General features: G+C 44.7%; 17 protein-coding genes and 5 tRNA genes. 19 read left to right on the plus strand and 3 right to left on the minus strand.

Translation table 11 applies throughout. The annotated features are described in order from the left end of the window. The first annotated feature begins 67 nt into the window (after nt 1-67). From DW743_RS16495 to trhA, 11 genes are all read left to right on the plus strand, one after another. Nucleotides 68-149: transfer RNA gene (locus DW743_RS16495), tRNA-Tyr, on the plus strand. 19 nt (nt 150-168) lie between these two features. Further along, nucleotides 169-241 (plus strand) — tRNA-Thr (locus tag DW743_RS16500). Between the two features lie 33 nt (nt 242-274). Beyond that, nucleotides 275-348 (plus strand) — tRNA-Met (locus DW743_RS16505). 6 nt (nt 349-354) lie between these two features. Further along, a tRNA-Phe gene (locus tag DW743_RS16510) sits at nt 355-427 on the plus strand. 8 nt (nt 428-435) lie between these two features. Beyond that, a tRNA-Lys gene (locus DW743_RS16515) sits at nt 436-508 on the plus strand. 167 nt (nt 509-675) lie between these two features. Beyond that, nucleotides 676-1,731: a D-alanyl-D-alanine carboxypeptidase family protein gene (locus tag DW743_RS16520; RefSeq protein ID WP_117762164.1), complete on the plus strand. Its 1,056-nt coding sequence runs from the start codon at nt 676-678 to the stop codon at nt 1,729-1,731. 320 nt (nt 1,732-2,051) lie between these two features. Next, nucleotides 2,052-3,005, plus strand: coding sequence for a peptidoglycan DD-metalloendopeptidase family protein (locus DW743_RS16525; protein WP_117762165.1), 954 nt, complete (start codon nt 2,052-2,054; stop codon nt 3,003-3,005). Nucleotides 3,006-3,347: 342 nt separating this feature from the next. Continuing rightward, entirely contained in the window at nt 3,348-4,283 is a 936-nt protein-coding gene (gene manA, locus DW743_RS16530; protein WP_022461221.1) for a mannose-6-phosphate isomerase, class I, read from the plus strand. A 17-nt stretch (nt 4,284-4,300) separates the two neighbouring features. Further along, nucleotides 4,301-5,176, plus strand: coding sequence for an ROK family protein (locus tag DW743_RS16535; protein WP_022461220.1), 876 nt, complete (start codon nt 4,301-4,303; stop codon nt 5,174-5,176). 172 nt (nt 5,177-5,348) lie between these two features. Next, on the plus strand, nt 5,349-5,606 hold the full coding sequence (locus DW743_RS16540; protein WP_055220299.1) for a GIY-YIG nuclease family protein: 258 nt from the start codon (nt 5,349-5,351) through the stop codon (nt 5,604-5,606). 226 nt (nt 5,607-5,832) lie between these two features. After that, nucleotides 5,833-6,507 (plus strand): PAQR family membrane homeostasis protein TrhA, encoded by a 675-nt coding sequence (trhA, locus tag DW743_RS16545; RefSeq protein ID WP_117762166.1) that lies wholly within the window; start codon nt 5,833-5,835, stop codon nt 6,505-6,507. 120 nt (nt 6,508-6,627) lie between these two features. Here trhA and DW743_RS16550 read toward each other — a convergent pair whose 3' ends face one another. Together DW743_RS16550 and DW743_RS16555 are read right to left on the minus strand one after the other, a co-directional pair. Then, a complete protein-coding gene (locus tag DW743_RS16550; protein WP_117762167.1) occupies nt 6,628-8,205 on the minus strand; it encodes a response regulator in 1,578 nt (525 codons plus the stop codon). An 18-nt stretch (nt 8,206-8,223) separates the two neighbouring features. Continuing rightward, complete coding sequence (locus DW743_RS16555; RefSeq protein WP_158568591.1) at nt 8,224-9,996, minus strand: sensor histidine kinase; 1,773 nt, start codon at nt 9,994-9,996, stop codon at nt 8,224-8,226. Between the two features lie 254 nt (nt 9,997-10,250). Here DW743_RS16555 and DW743_RS16560 point away from each other — a divergent pair, with 254 nt between their 5' ends. Genes DW743_RS16560 through DW743_RS16570 form a run of 3 tightly spaced genes read left to right on the plus strand, consistent with a single transcriptional unit; the run spans nt 10,251 to nt 13,593 of the window. Then, nucleotides 10,251-11,756, plus strand: coding sequence for an ABC transporter substrate-binding protein (locus tag DW743_RS16560; protein WP_117762169.1), 1,506 nt, complete (start codon nt 10,251-10,253; stop codon nt 11,754-11,756). A 14-nt stretch (nt 11,757-11,770) separates the two neighbouring features. Further along, a complete protein-coding gene (locus tag DW743_RS16565; RefSeq protein WP_117762183.1) occupies nt 11,771-12,688 on the plus strand; it encodes an ABC transporter permease in 918 nt (305 codons plus the stop codon). A 20-nt stretch (nt 12,689-12,708) separates the two neighbouring features. Then, a complete protein-coding gene (locus DW743_RS16570; RefSeq protein WP_117762170.1) occupies nt 12,709-13,593 on the plus strand; it encodes a carbohydrate ABC transporter permease in 885 nt (294 codons plus the stop codon). A gap of 83 nt (nt 13,594-13,676) precedes the next feature. On the opposite strand, the gene DW743_RS16575 is transcribed toward DW743_RS16570, so the two are convergent. After that, nucleotides 13,677-14,588: a 30S ribosomal protein S1 gene (locus tag DW743_RS16575; protein ID WP_117762171.1), complete on the minus strand. Its 912-nt coding sequence runs from the start codon at nt 14,586-14,588 to the stop codon at nt 13,677-13,679. Between the two features lie 380 nt (nt 14,589-14,968). Here DW743_RS16575 and DW743_RS16580 point away from each other — a divergent pair, with 380 nt between their 5' ends. From DW743_RS16580 to DW743_RS16600, 5 genes are all read left to right on the plus strand, one after another. Further along, the gene (locus DW743_RS16580; RefSeq protein WP_117762172.1) at nt 14,969-16,624 is read left to right on the plus strand and encodes a putative manganese-dependent inorganic diphosphatase; all 1,656 of its coding nucleotides are present in this window, start codon (nt 14,969-14,971) and stop codon (nt 16,622-16,624) included. Between the two features lie 104 nt (nt 16,625-16,728). Beyond that, nucleotides 16,729-17,328, plus strand: coding sequence for a flavin reductase family protein (locus tag DW743_RS16585; RefSeq protein WP_117510675.1), 600 nt, complete (start codon nt 16,729-16,731; stop codon nt 17,326-17,328). 349 nt (nt 17,329-17,677) lie between these two features. Then, on the plus strand, nt 17,678-19,012 hold the full coding sequence (gene gdhA / locus DW743_RS16590) for an NADP-specific glutamate dehydrogenase (protein ID WP_055220308.1): 1,335 nt from the start codon (nt 17,678-17,680) through the stop codon (nt 19,010-19,012). A gap of 430 nt (nt 19,013-19,442) precedes the next feature. Further along, nucleotides 19,443-19,796, plus strand: coding sequence for an Hpt domain-containing protein (locus DW743_RS16595; protein ID WP_055220310.1), 354 nt, complete (start codon nt 19,443-19,445; stop codon nt 19,794-19,796). A 287-nt stretch (nt 19,797-20,083) separates the two neighbouring features. Further along, nucleotides 20,084-21,529 (plus strand): uracil-xanthine permease family protein, encoded by a 1,446-nt coding sequence (locus DW743_RS16600; protein ID WP_117762173.1) that lies wholly within the window; start codon nt 20,084-20,086, stop codon nt 21,527-21,529. Nucleotides 21,530-21,584 lie beyond the last annotated feature (55 nt).

The following is a 21,584-nucleotide window of genomic DNA, read 5'->3' on the forward strand; positions in this document are numbered from 1 at the left end:
CTGGGAGAGCATCTGCCTTACAAGCAGAGGGTCACAGGTTCGAGCCCTGTAGGTCCCATTCTTTTATGGGTGGTTTCCCGAGTGGCCAAAGGGGACAGACTGTAAATCTGCTGCAAATTGCTTCGGTGGTTCGAATCCACCACCACCCACTTGCCAATCAGGCAATCGGCCGATGTGGCTCAATTGGCAGAGCAGCTGATTTGTAATCAGCAGGTTATCGGTTCGAGTCCGATCATCGGCTTTACTTGAGAAATCAAGTACAAAAATAGGATATCGCGGGATGGAGCAGTCTGGAAGCTCGTCGGGCTCATAACCCGAAGGTCGTAGGTTCAAATCCTACTCCCGCAATTTTATGCCTAGTTAGCTCAGTTGGTAGAGCAGAGGACTGAAAATCCTCGTGTCTCTGGTTCGATTCCGGAACTAGGCATATTTTACGGAGCATTAGCTCAGTCGGTAGAGCACTTGACTTTTAATCAAGTTGTCCGGGGTTCGAATCCCCGATGCTTCACTATGTGGAACCCTTTCGAGGGTTCTTTTTTTTGTTCTGCATATCCCAAATTGGTCCGGTGGACCAATTTTGATTATGTTTATCTTAAGGTTACGGCGAAAATCTTGCAAAAGAGCAGGAAATGTACTATGCTTTGAAAGAATAAAAAAGAACGGAGGAATCTGTTTATGGCACAAAAAAAGAAAAACAAAAGACGAAGACGCCAGTTTCAGCAGAAAGTGATTTTAAGTGTTCTGCTTGTTATCATTATCGGATTGATTGGCGTGCTTGGATATCAGATGCAGAAGAACGAGAAAAAACAGACGGATGGAAACGCAAGTGCATCCTCTTCGGTTTCGTCATCCTCTCTTGCTGGGGACAGTTCAGAGCCGATATCGGATTCCAGCCCGGAGGAGGAGATTACACCGATGCCTGAGCCGGTACAGCAGATTTCGTCAGATGGTCTGAACAGTCAGCATGCCCTGCTGGTGCGGGAAAGCGATCTGGCTGAGATGATGAATCTGGGCGGAGATGAGAGAATTTATCCGGCGTCGATGACAAAGATTATGACAGCGCTGCTTACCATTGAAAATCTTCCGGATCTGAACGAGACGATTACGGTTCCGGAGGACATCTTCGAGGAACTGACGGCACAGGATGCGTCGGTAGCGGGATTTAATCCGTACGAACAGCCAACGGTTCGTGATCTTCTCTATGGTGTGCTGCTGCCATCCGGCGCAGATGCATGTGAGACATTGGCGAGAGCAGTCGGCGGATCGGAAGAAGGTTTTGTGGCCATGATGAACCAGAAAGCAGAAGAACTGGGACTTACCAATACGCATTTTGAGAACTGCACGGGACTACATAACGACAACCATTATTCTACCTGCCGTGATATTGCGGTGCTGATGAGCGAGTGTCTGAAGAGTGATACGTTTCGCGAGATCGTGACGAGGGAGGTTTACACAACGGAGGCTACCGCATCACACCCGGAGGGAATTACGCTGTATGATACGATGCTCCACCGGTTTACCAGCTATGAGATGAGTACGACACTGGAGAACGGGGCAGTCATTGAAGGCGGAAAGACCGGATTTACCGATGAGGCGGGTCAGTGCCTGGTCAGCTTTGCAGAATATGGAGGCGAAGAGTACATACTTGTTACGGCAGAGGCCATGACGGATTCGGGATCTGCGGTGGACAGCATCGCGGATGCGAGTACGGTGTATGGAAGATTACAGTAAATACAGGTGAAAGCGAGAGCTGGAAACGGGAGAAAATTCCCGGTTCCGGCTCTTTTTTTTACGTGAAGCAAGTCGAGAAAATAAGGTGTGGATAACATTGGGGATGTTTTGCACGGAATGCGCAGAAAAGAATTATGTTTTCCACAAAAGAAAGAAGCGCAGGGGAAAAATTGTGGATAACGGAAAGGAAAAATCCGGTTTTTGTGTATAGATCGCGCCGGATGGGAAATACTGCTTACTGTAGAAAAGCAGGAGGAGAGCGAGAAATCGAAAAACGCCTCTGAAATGCTTAAAAAGATATCAGCAGAGGTGGTAAGAATATGAAAAGAGACAAGTTGAGAATCGGCGTGATCACAGCGGCACTGGCAATGATGATTGCAGGCGGAGTGCTGACCTGGCAGCAGGATGCGAGAAACGGTAAGGCAGATCAGGCGAAACAGGGAGAGACGGCACAGCTTACAGAGGACGAAAGCACCGGAACTACAGAACAGCAGACGGAGGAGACGGCGGGAGATGCAGACGGAACGCGTGCCGTACAGGATCAGGCAGATGATGTGGAAAACAGTCTGGAACAGGTGCCGGAAATGGAAGCGGCGTGTGAAGAAGAGGCGGCGGGAAATCCAGAAGCAGATGCAGAGACGGCTCAGAATACACCGGAAGAATCAGATGGGAATACAGAAAGACAGGACGCGCAGGCGGTAAACGGAACAGCGGCGGATCAGAACGGAGAAACAGGATCAGGAGAAACAGCGGCGAATGAAGAAACGAGTGCAGCATCCGGAACTGTGGATTCTGCAGAAAATCAGGAAACGGCAGTTGAGACAGCAGGGGCTGCACAGGATCTGATGTTCAGCGAAGCGACAATCATGGAACTGCCGGTTACTGGAACAGTTCTGATTCCGTATAACATGGAAAATACCGTTTATTTCCCGACACTGGATCTTTACCAGTGCAATCCAGGCGTTGTTTTCTCGGCGGCAGAAGGAACTCCGGTTCTGGCGGCAGCGGACGGAGAAGTTGTGAGTGTGGAAAATGATGCAAGAACCGGCCTCACCGTCACCATGAATCTTGGAAATGGATACGAAGCCATCTACGGACAGCTCACAGACGTTTCCCTCGAGGCAGGCCAGAAAGTTCAGAAAGCAGCACGGATCGGAGCAGTTGCAGCACCGACGAAATATTATGTAAAAGAGGGAAGCAATCTTTTCTTTGAGATGAAAAAAGACGGAAAAGCCATTGATCCTATGGTATATCTCCCGGCAATTTCGGAATAAAAAAGAGGACCTGCACGAAATGGGATGCGGGAAAGTATTATAAAGTGTAGGATTCGCAATCGAATCTTTTTTACAGGTTTTGAATACAAAAAAGGCGGCGCAGACCGCGGATGGTAAAATACCGTTTTTCGATTGCTTTTTATAAAAAAGGCTGGCTGAAAACAGTCAGCTTTACATATAACAAACAGGATTGTTTTGATATAGAAAAAGGGTGGAATAAAAGGAAAGTAACCGGTTACAGAAAATGTGAAAGTTTGTCATTTTAGGGGTTTCGTTTTTGAATGTTATCGGTTAAAATAGATGTAGTGGACAGATCCTGAAAACAAGGAGGATTAGAAAAATATGGAGCTTTTATTTATGGACCCGGTGTTCAAAGAAGCAATCTGGGGTGGAACAAAGTTAAGAGACGTATTTGATTACGAAATTCCGAGCGATACAACCGGCGAGTGCTGGGCGATCAGCGGACATGCCAACGGAATGAGCCGTGTGGCAGGCGGAAGATTTGATGGAAAAACATTAGGTGAGCTCTGGAAAGAGGAGCCGGAAATTTTCGGAAATTACCCGGGAAGCCAGGTTCCGCTGCTGATCAAGATCATTGATGCAAAAAATGATCTGAGCATCCAGGTTCATCCAGATGATGCTTATGCAGGAGAGCATGAGAATGGATCTCTTGGAAAGACCGAGTGCTGGTACGTGCTGGACTGCGAACCGGGTACAGAAATTGTTATCGGACACAATGCAAAAGACAAGGCAGAAGTGGAGAAAATGATCCGCAATCATGAGTGGAGCGATTTCATCCGCAAAGTGCCGGTACATAAGGGAGATTTCTTCCAGATCAATCCGGGATGCGTACATGCCATCAAAGGCGGCACACTGATTCTGGAGACACAGCAGAGCAGCGATATCACCTATCGTGTATACGATTATGACAGACTGCAGAACGGCAAACCGAGACAGCTTCATGTAGAGCAGAGTATCGATGTTATCGAGGCTCCGTTTAAACCGGCAGATATCGATACCTTTACAGAGGAAATCCCGGGCGCGGTACATACCCATTTTGTAACATGCAAGTTCTACTCTGTAGATAAATACGACATCGACGGTGTATTCACCTTGGATGCGAAAAAATATTATACTAATGTAAGTGTAATCGCCGGAGAGGGTACTGTAAACGGTATTCCGGTTAAGAAAGGTACTCACTTTATTATACCGGCTAATTTTAATGGATGCAGATTTGAAGGAAAACTTTCTGTAATCTGCTCAAATCCAGAAGCATAAGAGAGGAGAAAAACACAATGAGACTTGGAGCATTAGAAGCAGGCGGAACAAAGATGGTCTGCGCAATTGGAAACGCAAATGGAGAAATTTATGAGAGAATTTCTATCCCGACCGAGACACCGGAAATTACCGTTCCGAAAATGATTGAGTATTTCAAAGAGAAGGACATTCAGGCACTGGGAATCGGTTGCTTTGGACCGATCGACCTGAACAGAAAATCCGAAACATATGGTTACATTACCACAACTCCCAAATTAGCATGGAAGAACTACAACATCGTAGGCGCTTTCGCAGATGCACTGGACATCCCGGTTGGATTTGATACCGATGTAAACGGTTCTGCACTGGGTGAGGCTACCTGGGGAATCACAAAAGGTCTGGACAACAGCATTTACATCACCATCGGAACGGGCGTTGGAATGGGAATTATTTCCAATGGCAAGCTGTTGCACGGCATGCTTCATCCGGAAGGCGGACACGTTCTGCTGACCAGACATCCGAAAGATACTTACGGCGGAAAATGCCCGTATCACAGCAACTGCCTGGAAGGCCTTGCTGCAGGTCCTGCCATTGAAGCACGCTGGGGCAAAAAAGGTATTGAGCTGGCAGACAAAAAAGAGGTATGGGAGCTTGAGGCTTACTATATCGGACAGGCACTTGTAGACTGCATCATGCTGCTCTCCCCGCAGAGAATCGTTTTGGGCGGAGGCGTTATGCATCAGGAGCATATGATGCCGCTCGTAAGAGAAGAAGTAAAGAAACAGCTGAACGGATATCTTGTAACAAAAGAACTTGAGGATCTCGACAGCTACATTGTACTTCCAAGCCTGAACGACAACCAGGGTATCATGGGCGCATTGAAACTGGCGGTAGATGAGCTGGCAATGCAGTAAAAATAAAAATGAGAAAACCGTTCGGAGAAATCCGGACGGTTTTTTGCTTACAGGAAACTTCGTTGAATTTTCCTGCGAAGCAGGACTCTTTCTTATTTTTTTGATTGCGCCTAAAAGAACCGAGTGTTAAAGTTACATAGAATACAGATGAACAGAAGGAACGGAATTTGAAATGGAACAGGGGAATTTTACATATATTCTGGAATGCAGCGATGGATCTTTTTATACAGGCTGGACCAATAATTTGGAACGCAGAGTAAAGGCACACAATGCTGGAAAAGGAGCGAAATATACAAAGAGCCGCAAACCGGTAAAACTGGTGTATTTTGAAACCTTTTTAACAAAACAGGAGGCTATGCGGAGAGAATGGGAAATTAAGCAGCTTTCGCGGGTAGAAAAATGGAAGCTGATTCAAGCGAAGAAGCAATAAAAATACAAAAACAGACGGCTCAAACAGGCACAATGGTATGCGTAAGCGAGCAGTCTGTTTTTTTGTGTCAAAGCAGGTCGAACATTTTCAAAAGAAAATAGATATTTTGACTTGAAAAATAATTTTATCCTGCTATAATAAAAGAAACAATGATAAGTAGTAATGAAAACTACATAAAGTAGTAATTAAAATACACAGCGTTTCTGACAGGAAAGGAGTGAGTAGAATGAAGTATATCAGAAAAAATGGAATCAAGGATCCTGGCAGTGCGATTACACATGGGATTGCGCTGATCCTGGCGGTGGTGGGAACGCTGCCATTGCTTTTGAAGGCGGCGCGGGAGCCGGATCATCTGCATGTGGTTGCGATGGCGGTGTTTATGCTGAGTATGATTTTGCTGTATCTGGCGAGCACCGTGTATCACACGTTTGATGTAAATGGGAAGGTAAACCGTCGACTGAAGAAGTTTGATCATATGATGATTTCCGTGCTGATTGCGGGAAGTTATACGCCGATCTGTCTGATTGCGCTGCATGGACGGACGGGAATTGTACTTTGTGCATTGGTGTGGGCAGCTGCAATTGGCGGAATTCTTGTCAAGGCATTCTGGATCAATTGTCCGAAGTGGTTTTCCTCAGTGTTGTATATCGCAATGGGATGGCTGTGTGTACTGGCATTTCATCCGCTGTTTCTGGCTCTTTCACGGCCGGCATTTGGATGGTTGCTGGCGGGTGGCATCATTTACACGGTCGGCGGGGTGATTTACTCCTTAAAAATGCCGATGTTTAACGCGAAGCATAAAAAGTTCGGAACACATGAAATTTTCCATCTGTTTGTGATGGGTGGCAGCTTCTGTCATTTTGTTGTGATGTATTATTTTGTGGCGGCGATGCCGGTATAAAAACTTGTTTGAAGATAAAACAGTAATGCAAAAATAAAATACTGCGGAACGTATTTTCGTTATACCCGGGTATTAACATTTATTTGGGAAAACTTTACGCTCCGCAGTACTATTTTTGCATTATTTTTTCTTTTGACGGTATTCACTCGGAGAAATTCCGTAGACTTTTTTGAATACCTGTGTAAAATAAGAAAAATTCGTGTAGCCGATATTCGTTGCAATTACACTGACCGGGAGATTGGTTCCCTCAAGCAGGGAAATCGCAATTTTCAGTTTTTCCTGCACGATATAGTCAGAAAGTGAAATTCCTTTTACCTTTTTGAAAAGCCGGGAGAGGTATTCCGGGTTCATGTATACCTGATGTGCGATTTCGGTGCGGGTAACATTCTGGTGAATATTTTTCTGAATAAAATTTACCACCTGGTCGATCTGTGAAACACCTGGTTCTGCGCTAATTTGAAGGCTTTTTAGATAATCAACGGAAAAATCAAGCAGTTTATGCATCTCTTCTATAGAATGACAGGAGTTGTTCAGAGCGTGAATATCGTATTCTTTTTCAAAAACACCGTGTGCACCGATGTGGTGATGGTTCAGAATCTGATAGAAGAGCTGAAGAAAATCCTGTAAAAAGAGACTGAGCATTTTCTGGTTTACATGACCGGATTCTTTTTGGCGGAGCAGATAATCATGCATGTCTGCACGGACGGCATCGTAATAACCAGAGGAGAGCATGACATTCCAGTGGACAAAATCCGGAGGGGTGTAGGGAACCTGGGAAATACTGGATTTCTGATAAAAAATACCGCTATAGTTTGCCACATTTTCACTGCGCTGTTCCAAAAGCTGCTGTATTTTATCTGGTAGCAGAAGAAAATTTGCAGAATGAGCACAGTAGCATGCTATTTTAAAGTGGAGATACTGTGAAGCGGCTTCCACAAAAGTATGCAAATAAATTTGCACCTGATCTTTTGTAAAATTATCGGTTTCGTATAAAATAAGGGCAAAAACCTGTTCGTGGACATGGCAGAAAAGCAGTTTTTTAGTGAACGGCTTAAACAGCTCGGAAATGACATTCTGCAGGATAGAGCGGAGGAGAGAAAGGTCACGAACTGGATGTGGCGTGTCCTGTTCGAGAATATCAATCAAAGTCAGAACACAGGAACGGCCGGGATCGAGTTTTATGGAGATCGTGTCCAGAAAACTCAGGATATTCTGCGGTTCTGCAGGCTGTTTCTGCAAAAATTCATTTAAAAGCACATCAAGAAGATCCATTTCGCGTTTGCTGAAATAGTTTCCATATTCACTGTAAAATTTTTCCTTTTTTTCCTTTTGAATTTGCAGGACTGCTTTCTGAATGGAAACCTCAATTGCACTGTAGGGAGCGGGCTGAATCAGATAATCGAATCCGCCGAGTTGCAGTGCTTTTTGTGCATAGGAAAAATCTTCATGTGAGGTGAGAAAAATACATTTGATTTCTGGAAAATGCTCCGCAACCCATTCATAAAGTTCAAGACCGCTGCCGAGCGGCATTTCGATATCGCAGAGCATGATATCCACGGAATTGTTTGAAAGAATTTCACGCGCACGGATAATGTCGTTAGCATAGAAAACCTGTCGGATGGAAAGCGCATCCCAGTTGATGCCGGAATGAATACCGGCGACAACATCGGGTTGGTCATCAATAATCAATACATTCATTCGGGATTCCTCCTCTTTCTAGGATAATGAAAACAAATTTTCGTTTGAGAGTAAGCTACTTTTAGTTTCTGAACTGGTATTTGGTTCTTCCTGGATGGGCAGGATAATTTCTGTCAGGGCGCCGGAGGAATTGTTCATACAGATCAGTCCGGCCTGATCACCGTAAAGTAAGGTAAGTCGTTGACGGAGATTGTGTATACCGATGTGCTGTCCGGTTACTGCATCTTCTGTATGTTGCAGAAAGGACTGCAGAAATTCGTCCGGAAATCCGGTTCCGTTATCCTGAATACTGATATTTAAATAATTTCCTTCTTCAGTCTCTGTCAGCTGTACGGAAATGTGTACATTGAGCGGCTGGCTGGAGATTCGCCCATGCTTAAAAGAATTTTCGACGAATGTTTGAATGCAGAGCATGGGAACCGGAAACTTTGAAACAGCGGGATCGGCAGAAATGGTCAGCTCAGAAGAATCTCTTGTGTTTAGCTTCTGAAGTTTATAATAATTCTGTACCTGATTCAGTTCCGTCTGCAGTGGCACAAGACTGCTGTTGTCGCGGAAGGTATAGCGGATATACTGGGAAACATATAAAATCATTTGCTGTGCATCGTTTCCTTTATTCTGTTGAATCATACCGTAAAGAGTTTTCAGGCAGTTCAGATAAAAATGAGGCTTCAACTGAATTTGAAAATATTGCAGCTGAGATTTTTGAATGATCAGCTTATTTTCATAAGTGCGGATTTTCAGATTGTGAATTTCATCCATCATTCGGTTAAAAGTGGAATTAAAGACGGAAAATTCACGGATAAACTGTGTTTCCTGCAGTTTTGAGTTCAATTTACCGTTTCGAATATTCTCCATGGTAGCGATTGCATCTCTTAATGGAGAAAAGTAAATTTTGATGGCCAAAAAACACATGAACGGAATCAAAAGCAGTGCCAGCACAGAGGCAATGATGGCAAACATCTGTGTCGCATTTAAATAAAACTGGCTTCCCTGGTAAGGGGAAAGGTAAAGCATGGTAATATCAGCATATTTTAAGCGATCCTGTACAACAAAAAAGTTTTCTTTTTGTCCTTTTTTGATGTGGTTATTGTCTTCAGGCGAAAAGGTCAGTTTATTTTCTGTAATGGTTTTAGAAGGATTTAATACGGTTCCGTCGTTGGAAAGATAGACGAGTGAACTAGTTTTATGCGTCTGTGTGGCGAGGCGAGATGGAGCCATGACCAGATCAAAATCTACGAGAGAAACACTGTAGGCATTGGAAAAACCGATAAGGCGAACCAAAAAGTATTTATCACCGACTTTATCGTAAAACCAGGATTTGGGAGTTGATTCAAAATCAAGGGATTTTACGTAATTCTGCATTGTTATTAATTCTTTATAGGAATAGCAGTCCTGATAGGCACAGCGGCAGACATCATTGGGAGCAGAATAAATATAGACAGCACCGAGACATTCTGTCAGAGCAAGCTGTTCCCGTGCTTTATTCACAATGGAGAGTGTATTTAAATGAACATCGAGCGGATCAAGTTTATATTTTAGTTTCTGATAATTCCAGTTCGTAGCCCAGTTCTGTGCCATTGAGGTTTCTATCTGGGAAAGATCTGCTTCTAACTGTTCCTGATAGAGAAACAGAGCATTTCGATTTGCAGAAGCGATTTCGCGGTTCAGCAGGCGAAGTGAGTAGAAATCAAAAAATATCGTCAGAAATGTAAGCGGAATAAGCATGATAAGGCTTATAAAGGTGAAAAAAATTTTTGATGAGATGTAAAAATTTTTACGAGATAACATAAGAACCTCCCAAAATATAACAATATAAGAAAAATCGTGTGAGCGTTTCAACTGTTGGAACATGCCATTTATTCTAATATAGATGTCGTGTGTTTTCAAGAAATAAGTATACAGATTCGTTAAAATAACGAAAGTTACAGTGGTATGTCACAATATATAAAGAGAAAGTCACAGATTTTATAGAGAAAGAGATATTTCTTTGATAGGATATAGCTATTCGTAAAACAAAGAAAAGAACAAAGGAGAGAAATGTAATGAATAAGAAAAAAGCAATGGCATTTTTACTTGTTTCTGTTATGGCGGGAAGTATGCTGGCAGGTTGCGGAAGCGATAACGCGTCCAGCTCAAATGACGGATCTTCCAAGAGCGCAGACAGCAGCAATCAGGACAGCTATACGGTAAAAATTCTGGCACCTGGCGATGCCAGCACAGATGACTGCGCAAAAATTTCTGAGGCAGCAAGCAAAATCACCGAGGAAAAATTCAATACTAAAGTTGAGCTGACTCGTGTTGGATTTGGAAGTTATGATCAGCAGGTCAACCTGACACTGGCATCTTCTGAAAAATTGGATCTGATGTATGAGTACTGTGGAAATGTAACATCTGCAATCAGCAGCGGACAGATCCTTCCGATTACGGATTATCTGGACAGCTATGGCAGCGATATGAAATCTGAAATCAGTGAATCCGACTGGAAATGTGTAACCTTTAACGGCAATATTTATGGTGTTCCGTCCAATAAAGAGAAAGCAACGGGATGGGGATTTGCTATGAATAAAGAGATGGCAGATGCAACCGGAATTGACTATAGTTCTATTAAAACAGAAGAGGAGTTGGAGCCGCTCCTTGAAAAAGTAAAAGAAATGTATCCAGATGTATATCCCATTGTTTCTCATGTGGGTTCCATGAGCCTTATGACAAATCCAGATGACCTTGGTGGAGATATCGGATCTTTAGAGAGTGTATCTTCTGACAGCACAGAAGTTATTAATTACTACGCAACAGATAAATATATGAACGAAATGAAACTTCGCTATGACTGGGCGCAGAAAGGTCTGATCATGCCGGATGCTTCCACTTCTACTGAAATGGCAAATAGTCTGATTGGTTCTGGTAAAGGTTTTGGACGTTTTACAAATACAAAACCAGGTATCGAGCAGGAGATCGAAAAAGAGTCCGGAAAAGAAATCGTTGTTTTGAATCTGGTAGAACCATATACTACCACAACACGTGTTGACATTGTATGGTATGTTCCGCATAACAGTGATAAACCGGAAAGAGCTGTACAGGTATTAAACGAGATCTACACAAACCCGGATCTGGCAAATATTCTTATCAATGGTCTGGAAGGAACTCATTATGAGTTTACAGACAAAGACAACGGTGTCATCAACTACCCAGACGGTGTAACAGCAAGTAACACAGGTTACACCAGTCTTCCATGGGCTTGGCCGAATGAGGCAATTTCCTATGTATGGGAAGGAAATGATCCGGATATCTGGGATCAGACCCAGGAGTTCAACAACAATGCGGTTGTTTCTCCGGCCAAAGGTTTTGCATGGGACAACACAAATGTACAGAACGAAGTAACTGCATGCGCAAACGTAACTGCCAAATATGGTCCTGCACTGCAGTGCGGTTCCTTGGATCCAGAAACTACCATTCCGAAATTCCTGGATGAGTTGAAAGCAGCAGGAGCAGATACCATCATCGCTGAGAAACAGAGACAGTTAGATGATTGGCTGGAAGCCAACAAATAATGGAGGCTGGGAAGATGAAAAGAAATTGGGGTAAAATCCGCAGATTTATTCCCATGTATCTGATGCTGCTTCCGGGGCTTGTATACTTATTTATCAATAACTATATGCCTATGGCTGGAATTATCATTGCATTCAAGAAATATAATTACAGTCTGGGAATCTTCAAAAGCCCGTTTACAGGTCTTAAAAACTTTGAGTTTTTGTTTAAGACAAAAGATGCTTGGACAATTACAAGAAACACACTGGGATACAACGTAATCTTTATCGTAGTCGGAACCGTACTTGCAATTGCAGTGGCAATTCTGCTGAATGAAATCCGTTCCACGATGGGAAAGAAAATATACCAGACGTTAATTCTGGTACCGTTCCTGATTTCTATCGTCGTTGTCAGCTACCTGGTATATGGATTCCTCAGCACAGATGCCGGATTCATTAATAACAGTATTCTGAAACCAATGGGAAAACAGGGCATCGGATGGTATTCTGATCCGAAGTACTGGCCATTCATTTTGATCTTTGTCAATGTATGGAAAAACCTGGGATATAACTGCATTATCTATTATGCAACGGTAGTAGGATTGGATGCCAGTCTTTACGAGTCTGCATCTATCGACGGTGCGAACCGCTGGCAGAGAATTCTGCATATCACACTGCCGGGACTGAAAACAACCATTATCACACTGACCCTGATGAGCGTAGGACGTATTTTCTATTCCGATTTCGGACTGTTCTATCAGGTACCAATGAACAGCGGACCGCTGATCGACGTGACAAACACCATCGATACTTACGTATATCGTGGATTGATGGAGCTGAACAACATCGGTATGGCATCTGCAGCAGGTCTTTATCAGTCACTGGTAGGATTTGCACTGGTACTGATTGCAAACCTGATTGTTCGAAGACTGGACGAAAACAGTGCATTATTCTAAGCGAAGGGAGAGTATGAAAAATGGTTGAAAGAAATAAAAGCTTTCAGATTGCAGCTAATGTGATTATGATCTTACTGTCCGCTATGTGTATCGTCCCGTTTATTCTGCTGATTATGTCATCAATCACCAAAGAGAACATTCTATTAAAATATGGATATTCTTTCTGGCCGCGTGAAATCAGTTTTGATGCATACAAAACACTGCTGGTAGATTCAGGCAGTATTGTAAGAGGTTATATCATTTCCGCACTGGTAACGGTAGTCGGAACCGTGGCAAACCTGACTCTGACAACACTGTTTGCCTATCCACTGTCAAGAAAAGAGCTTCCGGGAAAAGCATTTTTCTCCTTTGTGATTTTCTTTACGATGTTGTTCAACGGTGGCTTGGTACCGTCCTATATGATGTGGACTGGAATCTTTCATATTAAAAATACCATCTGGGCACTGATTGTTCCAAATCTTCTGATGGGAGCTTTCTATGTCATCATGATGAGAACGTATTTCACCACCAATATTCCTGATGCGGTCATCGAGGCTGCAAGAATTGACGGAGCAGGTGAGTGGAGAATTCTGGCAAAAATTGTTCTTCCGATGTCTACGCCGATTATTGCTACACTGGCACTTCTGGTCGGCCTCGGATACTGGAATGACTGGTTGAATGGTCTGTACTATATCAACAACGATAAACTGTACAGTATTCAGGTTCTGCTGAATAAGATGCTTCTGGATGTGCAGTATCTGATGAGCGGTGCTTCAGGAGGAGCATTGACACAAAGCATTACACTTCCGGCAACTGGTATCAAAATGGCCGTTGCAGTTATGGGAGCACTTCCAATTCTGGTTGTGTATCCATTCTTCCAGAAATACTTTGTGAAAGGTATTGTGATTGGAGCTGTAAAGGGCTAATAGAATTCTTATAATAGAAAGCAGACTTTCCAGATACACGCAGGAATGCGTGAGAATGGAAAGTCTGTTTTTTTGATGCAGCTTTAGTTCAGCTTAATATTTTTAAACAGCGATTCCAATGTCGTTGTCACTTCCTCTGTCTCCGGGAGTTCGATGGTTTCTTCCTGAATTTCTTCGGCGGCAACGTCGTCGAGTGCCTTCATGGAGAGACTGAGTTTGCCGTCTTTGATGGCAATGACTTTTACTTTGACTTTATCGCCGACTGCCAGAACTGCGGACGGATGTTTGATGCGTTTGGCGCAAATCTGGGAGATGTGGACGAGGCCTGAGAGGCCGTTTCCGAGGTTGATGAATGCGCCGTATGGCTGCAGGCTTTCCACGGTTCCTTCGGTAACAAGGCCGACTTCTACGTTGGAAATTTTCTCTTTGCGGTCCTCATCTGCTTTTTCACGGAGAAGCTCGCGGGCGGAGAGGATCAGGCGGTCTTTTTCTTTGTCGAGGTCAAAAACCTGTACCTGAATGTCTTTGTTTAAGTATTCATTCAGATCTTCCACGTAGTTCAGGGAGAGTTTGGAAGCCGGGATGAAGCCGCGGATTCCTTCGACGTAAGCGATAACACCGGCGTTTACGATTCCTTTGACTTTTACATCCAGTACGGTTTTCTCTTCTTTGTACTGTGCGAGTTTTTCCCATGCGAGGATATCGTTTGCCTCTGCGCGGGAGAGAAGAATGTTGCCGTGGCCGTCGTCTTTGCGGATCACGGTTGCGGTGATTTCGTCACCGACCTGAACAGCGTCTTTTAAGGAGAAGCCAGGCTCGTTGCTGAAGTCCTCGGCGCGGATGACGCCCTCTGCGTAGTATTTCAGATCGAGAATCACCTCTTTTTCATCTACGGAGATGACGGTTCCGGTGAGCATGTCGCCTTCCTCAATTTTTTTGAAGGAAGCTTCCAGCTCTGCGGAGAAGTCATCCATGGTTAATTTTTCTTCTGACATAATGAAACACCCCTTTTTCGTAAGAATAACAGGAAAACGAGAGGAAAATTGTGGATTTATGAAAAAATCGGGTTCAATTTTGCACGTTTTTCTATCTGCGTTTATCTTAACATAAAAGATTTTCTTTGACCAGATGAAAAAAGGATGGTAATATGTGTGTAGTCGTTACCAAAATTACTGAGACGCGCACTTGCTGCGCGGCTGCAGGAGAAAGTGATTCAGGTGGCCGCCCGGAACTTCGCGGAGCGAATTTGCATGTGCAGGGCGGCGGTTACTGGTCACGAAGTGAGCAGTAACTGTAGTCGTTACAAAAAAAGAAGTAAAACTACCGGGACGAACTTACTGTATACCACAAACATACAGAAGGGAGGAGTACTATTATGAAATCAAATTCAAGAGTTTATGTAATTGGACATAAAAATCCGGATACGGATTCCATTTGTTCGGCGATTGCCTATGCGGATATCAAGAACAGGACAGATAAAACCAAAACCTACATGGCGCGGCGTGCCGGTCAGATCAATGAGGAGACCGAGTATGTACTGAAGCGTTTTGGCGTGCGCGCACCGGGGTATCTGCCGAATGCGGGAACGCAGGTAAAGGAAATTGAAATCCATGAGGTGCCGAGCGTACCGGGCACGATTTCCGTGAAGAAAGCGTATTCCATGATGAAAAACAACAACGTGGTCACACTGCCGATTACTTCGCCGGACAATGATCTGCAGGGCGTGATTACGGTCAGTGATATCGCAGAATCCTATATGGATTCTTATGACAGCCATGTCATGTCACTGGCAAGGACGCAATACCGCAGTATCGCGGATACGTTGGATGGTTCGGTTATTGTCGGAAATGAACATGGTTATTTTATCCGCGGAAAAGTCGTTGTCGGCGCATTCCATCCGGATACGATGGAGAACTACATCGAAAAAGATGACCTTGTCATTCTCGGAAACCGTGCGGAGGACCAGCTCTGTGCAATCGAGATGGATGCAAGCTGCATTATCGTCGGACTTGGCGCAAAGGTGACGAAAACGATTCAGAAATTTGCAGAGGAAAAATGCTGTGTGATCATCAGCAGTCCGCATGACACGTATACGATTGCGCGTCTGATTAACCAGAGTATTCCGGTCAAATATCTGATGCGCAGAAGCAATCTGATCACGTTCAACACCGAAGATTTCCTCGATGATATCAAAGAAGTTATGAAAAATCAGAGACACCGCGATTTCCCGATTCTGAACAAGAAAGGAAAATATGTGGGAACGATTTCCCGTCGGAACCTGATCGGAAATGCAGGAAAGAAACTGATTCTCGTCGATCACAATGAGGAATCACAGGCGGTCGATAACGTCAAAGAGGCGGAGATTCTCGAGATCATCGACCATCATCGTCTGGGATCACTTGAGACGATGGCGCCGGTTATGTTCCGCAATGAGCCGGTGGGCTGCACGGGAACGATTATGTATGAAATTTATAAGGAAAAAGAGCTGGAGATCGCGCCGAACATCGCAGGACTGCTCTGCGCAGCCATCATTTCCGATACGCTGATGTTCCGGTCGCCGACGTGTACGTTTCTTGACAAAGCGGCAGCAGAGGCACTGGCGGACATTGCAGGCATCAGCATTCCGGAGTTTGCATCCGAAATGTTCCGTGCAGGAAGCAACCTGAAAGATAAATCACCGGAAGAAATTTTCTACCAGGATTTCAAAAAATTCATCATGGGCGATGTTACGTTTGGTGTCGGCCAGATTACATCCCTCGATGCGGGCGAACTGGAATCCATCAAGGAACAGCTTCTGCCGCAGATGGAAAGCGAGTGCGGAAAACACGGCATCGAGATGGTATTCTTTATGCTGACCAATATTATAGAAGAATCTACAGAGCTTCTGTATTATGGAAGCGGGGCAAAGGAAGTCATCGAAAAAGCTTTTGAAGATCTTCCGGTCAACGAGGTCAGCTGCGAGCTGAAGGGTGTTGTATCGAGAAAGAAACAGCTGATTCCGGCATTTATGATGGCGCTGCAGAATCAGTAAAAACAGAAAAAATAAAAAAGCGTGGTTCCGGGCCTGAAAACAGATCCGGGGCACGCTTTTTTCGGTCATAAAAGAGTGAAAAAGAGGAAAGGAAAGAAATAAGAATGGGAAAACAGACATGGAAAGCGGGAAATATGCTGTATCCGCTGCCGGCGGTCATGGTGTCGGTGCGCGGAAAGAACGGGGAGGACAACATCATCACCGTTGCCTGGGCCGGCACGGTGTGTACGAATCCTCCGATGGTATCGATCTCGGTGCGGCCGGAACGCTACAGCTATCAGATGATCAAAGAGAGCGGTGCGTTCGTCATCAACCTGACGACGGAGGACCTCTGCTATGCGACCGACTACTGCGGCGTGCGCTCGGGAAGAGATGTGGATAAGTTCAAAGAGATGAAACTGACGAAAGTCGAGGCGGAGGAGATTTCCGCACCGATGATCGGGGAGTCGCCGGTTAATATCGAGTGTAAAGTGGAGCAGGTGCTCGAACTGGGCTCGCATCACATGTTTCTTGCAAAAGTTGTGGCTGTCCATGCGGATGAGGCATACATGGATGAGCGCGGCCGCTTCGATCTGAACCGCGCGAAACCGATTGTGTATTCCCACGGAGAGTACTTTGGAATCGGGAAAAAGCAGGGAACCTTTGGCTGGAGCGTGAAGAAAAAATCGAAAACACCTAATATAAAAACAAAAAACCGCAGCTAATCTTTATTTTCTAAAGAATCAGCACGCGAAATTTTATAGTACTTTCGGTAAAAATATACAAAATCGACAAAAATACTGGGTAAATATTAGAAAACGCTACAAAATCATGATTTATTAGGAATTTTTTGCGTGAAATATTGCAAAAACCGGATATTTTATGCTATAATATCAACCAATCGTTGACCTTATAAAATTAAGTGATCCGGAGGACGGGAGAATCCACCGGAGACGCGAGAGAGTGCGGAAATGATTTTCTCCACGCTTTAAGGCTGATGAGAACCGCAGATGGATCTTTTAAAGAAATCTTTCTGCACTACATTAAGGGAGAAATTTCAAGGAGGAAACTAACATGTCATACGTAGATGAGGTTATTGAGTCCGTAGTTGCAAAAAACCCAGCTGAGCCGGAATTCCATCAGGCAGTCAAAGAGGTTCTGGAATCTCTTCGCCCTGTTATTGAAGCAAACGAGGAAAAATACAGAAAAGTCGCTCTTCTGGAGAGAATGGTAGAGCCAGAGCGTCAGATCAAATTCCGTGTGCCGTGGGTAGACGATAAAGGACAGGCTCATGTAAACACCGGATATCGTGTACAGTTTAACAGTGCAATCGGACCTTACAAAGGAGGAATCCGTCTGCATCCTTCTGTAAATATTGGTATTATCAAATTCCTGGGATTCGAGCAGGTATTCAAAAACTCACTGACCAGCCTTCCGATCGGCGGAGGTAAAGGTGGTTCTGACTTCGATCCGAAAGGAAAATCTGACAGAGAGATCATGGCATTCTGCCAGAGCTTTATGACAGAGCTTTGCAAATATATCGGCGCAGACACCGACGTACCGGCTGGTGACATCGGAACAGGCGCAAGAGAGATCGGCTTCATGTTCGGACAGTACAAGAGAATCCGCGGCGTATACGAAGGCGTTCTGACTGGTAAAGGTTTAAGCTACGGCGGATCTTTAGCAAGAACAGAGGCTACCGGATACGGACTGCTGTACCTGACCCAGGAGCTGCTGAAACTGAACGGCATCGACATCGCAGGCAAGACCGCTTGTGTATCCGGTTCCGGAAACGTTGCAATCTATGCAATCGAGAAAGCTACTCAGCTTGGTGTGAAAGTTCTCACCTGCTCTGACTCCAACGGATGGGTTTACGATCCAGACGGAATCGATGTAGCTGCATTAAAAGAGATCAAAGAAGTAAATCGTGCCCGTCTGACCGAGTACAAGAAATATCGTCCAAACTCTGAGTACCACGAAGGACGCGGCGTATGGGTTGTAAAAGCAGACCTTGCTCTTCCTTGCGCAACTCAGAACGAGCTGCTGCTTGAGGATGCAAAAGCACTTGTTGAGAACGGATGCACTGCAGTATGCGAGGGCGCTAACATGCCTACTACTCTGGAAGCAACCAAATATCTGCAGGAGCACGGCGTAATCTTCGCACCTGGAAAAGCTGCAAATGCAGGTGGTGTTGCAACATCCGCACTCGAGATGTCCCAGAACTCCGAGCGTCTGTCCTGGACCTTCGATGAAGTTGATGCAAAACTGAAAAATATCATGATCAACATCACACACAACATGGTTGATGCTGCAAAACGTTACGGCCATGAGGGCGACTATGTTATGGGCGCTAACATCGCAGGCTTTGAGAAAGTAGCTGACGCTATGATGGCTCAGGGAATCTGCTAATCTGATTTTGAGAAATCCAAAGGGATCTCCGGTTAAGACCGGGGGTCCCTTTTTGCATAAAAGATAGAAGAAACACAGAAAAATAACGAAAATTACAGTGTACAAAAAACATTACATTTTGCAACGAGACTAGACAGAAGAAATAGACTTTCACGCGGTACCGTGTGAATAAAACGACAGAATATGCGAGTAAGTTGTATTATTATGCATGAATGCAATATACAGGTAAGATAAAAACGTAAGAAAAACGTAAGAAAAAAGATGTTTTATGTTCAGAAATAGAGCGTATAGTAAACAAAAATAATGCAAAAATAATGAAAAGCAGAAGTTGACAAGAGCTTGCGTGAGAAATATAATTATTTATGTATTGATAAAGAACTTGTTTGCATTAATATGTAATGAATTTGCATACAGGGAAGAGGAAGAGAAGATGACATTAAAAGATTGCTACATGCAGATGGGAGCAGATTACGAGGAAACCGTTCAGCGGCTTCGCAGTGAATCTCTAATTCAGCGGATCATTTTAAAATTTCCGCAGGATCCGAGCTATCAGGAGCTTTGCCAGGCACTGGCGGACGGAAATATTGAGGTTGCATTCCGTGCAGCTCATACATTAAAAGGCGTGTGCCAGAATCTTGGTTTTAAAAATCTGTACGAGCCAAGCGCCGAGCTGACCGAGCGGTTAAGACCGCTGCAGGAGACCGAGACGGATGATCTGATGCAGAAGGTGACGGAAGAATATAACCGCACCGTAAAAGCGATTGAGGATTTCCAGAACGCTTAAATTGAAGGAAGAAAACAAGGAGGCATTGATCTGTGAGATGAGGAACACAGACCGGTGTCTCCTTTTTATGGAATTCTGTACAAGATGCGGGTTGACGGGAAAAAAGAAACATGATAATCTTTTTACATAAAAGCACAGCTTATGAAGAAGACTTGTTTAAAAAGAAAAACTTATAAGTATCTATAAGAAAAAACAAGGACGCTTTGCCGGAAAAATTCCGGCTGTGCAGGGCATATTCCATACCGAAAGGCAAGGCAGCCCAAATCTACAAAAGCAGGAGAAAAGCAATGAAAAAAGAAAAAAGTTCAGCTATGGGAACCCCGTACACCTTTGAAGGACGGATTCCGCTGAAGCAGGCGATTCCGCTTGGATTGCAGCATGTAATGGCGATGTTCGTAGGAAACCTCACCCCGCTTCTGATCATCATGGGAGCGTGCGGTCTGACGGCGGATGCGGGCTACGGTGCACTTCGTACGGCTCTTTTGCAGAATGCAATGACAGTAGCCGGTATTGTAACACTGGTACAGATGTTTTCGATTGGACCGATCGGCGGTAAAGTGCCGATTGTTATGGGTACATCTTCTGGATTCCTCGGCGTATTCAAGAGCGTGACAGCCGTGCTGGGACAGGGCGCGCTGACGTACGGCGCTATCCTTGGTGCGACAATTGTCGGCGGTCTGTTTGAGGGCGTGCTTGGCGTCTGTTTAAAGCCGCTTCGTAAATTTTTCCCGTCGGTTGTTACCGGCTGCGTCGTTATGGCGATCGGTCTTTCGCTGATTCCGGTTGGAATCAATTATCTCTGCGGCGGTTCCGGAACGAACGATTACGGTTCCATACAGAACCTGTTCCTTGGCATGGTCGTTCTGATTGTAACGCTGGCACTGAAGCACTTTACAAATCCGAAGGGAATCTTAAGTACGGCTTCAATTCTGATCGGTATTTTAGTCGGCTACGTGGTAGCTATTATTATGACCATGGTTCTGCCGCATACCGGAACGGCGGTTCTTGAGGATGGAAGCACTGTTTCCTATACATATTCCTGGGTTGTCAATTTCCAGCAGGTAAAAGATGCGTCCTGGTTCGCGCTCCCTGGTATTGCAGGCTTTGGAAAACTGGCTGAGGTAAAACCAGTCTTCCGTGTGGAGGCAATTCTCCCGGTAGCGATCATGTTCATCGTAACAACCGTTGAGACGGTCGGCGATATCTGCGCCTGCGTAGAGAGCGGTATGGACCGCGAGGCAACCGATTCTGAGCTTTCCGGCGGTATCATCTGCGACGGTCTCGGATCCAGCTTTGCAGCAGCACTTGGCGTTCTCCCGAATACTTCTTTTGCACAGAACGTCGGCATTATTTCGATGACAAAAATCGTAAACCGTATGGCACTTTCCTGCGGAGCCATTTTCCTGATCCTCTGCGGACTCTGCCCGAAGATTGCAGCATTTGTATCCATTATGCCGCAGTCCGTACTCGGCGGTGCAGCCGTTATGATGTTTGCGTCAATTCTGGTTTCCGGTATCCAGCTCATCACAAAAGAGCCGATTACGAGCCGTGAGATCACGATCGTTTCTGTTGCACTGGGTCTTGGCTACGGCCTTGGTTCCACAGCGGGAGCAACTTCTGAGCTTCCTTATTATATCCAGCTGATTTTCGGCGGCTCCGGTATTGTTCCGGCAGCTGTTGCGGCGATTGTACTGAATATTATTATTCCAAAAGAGAAGAAAAAAGCAGAATAAAGAACAAAAAAAGAAAAAGAACCTCTTATGTTTCCGGAAAGAAGTATTTCCGGGG

The organism is Blautia sp. AM28-27 (assembly GCF_003480905.1).
GTDB classification, from domain to species: Bacteria; Bacillota; Clostridia; order Lachnospirales; family Lachnospiraceae; genus Fusicatenibacter; species Fusicatenibacter saccharivorans.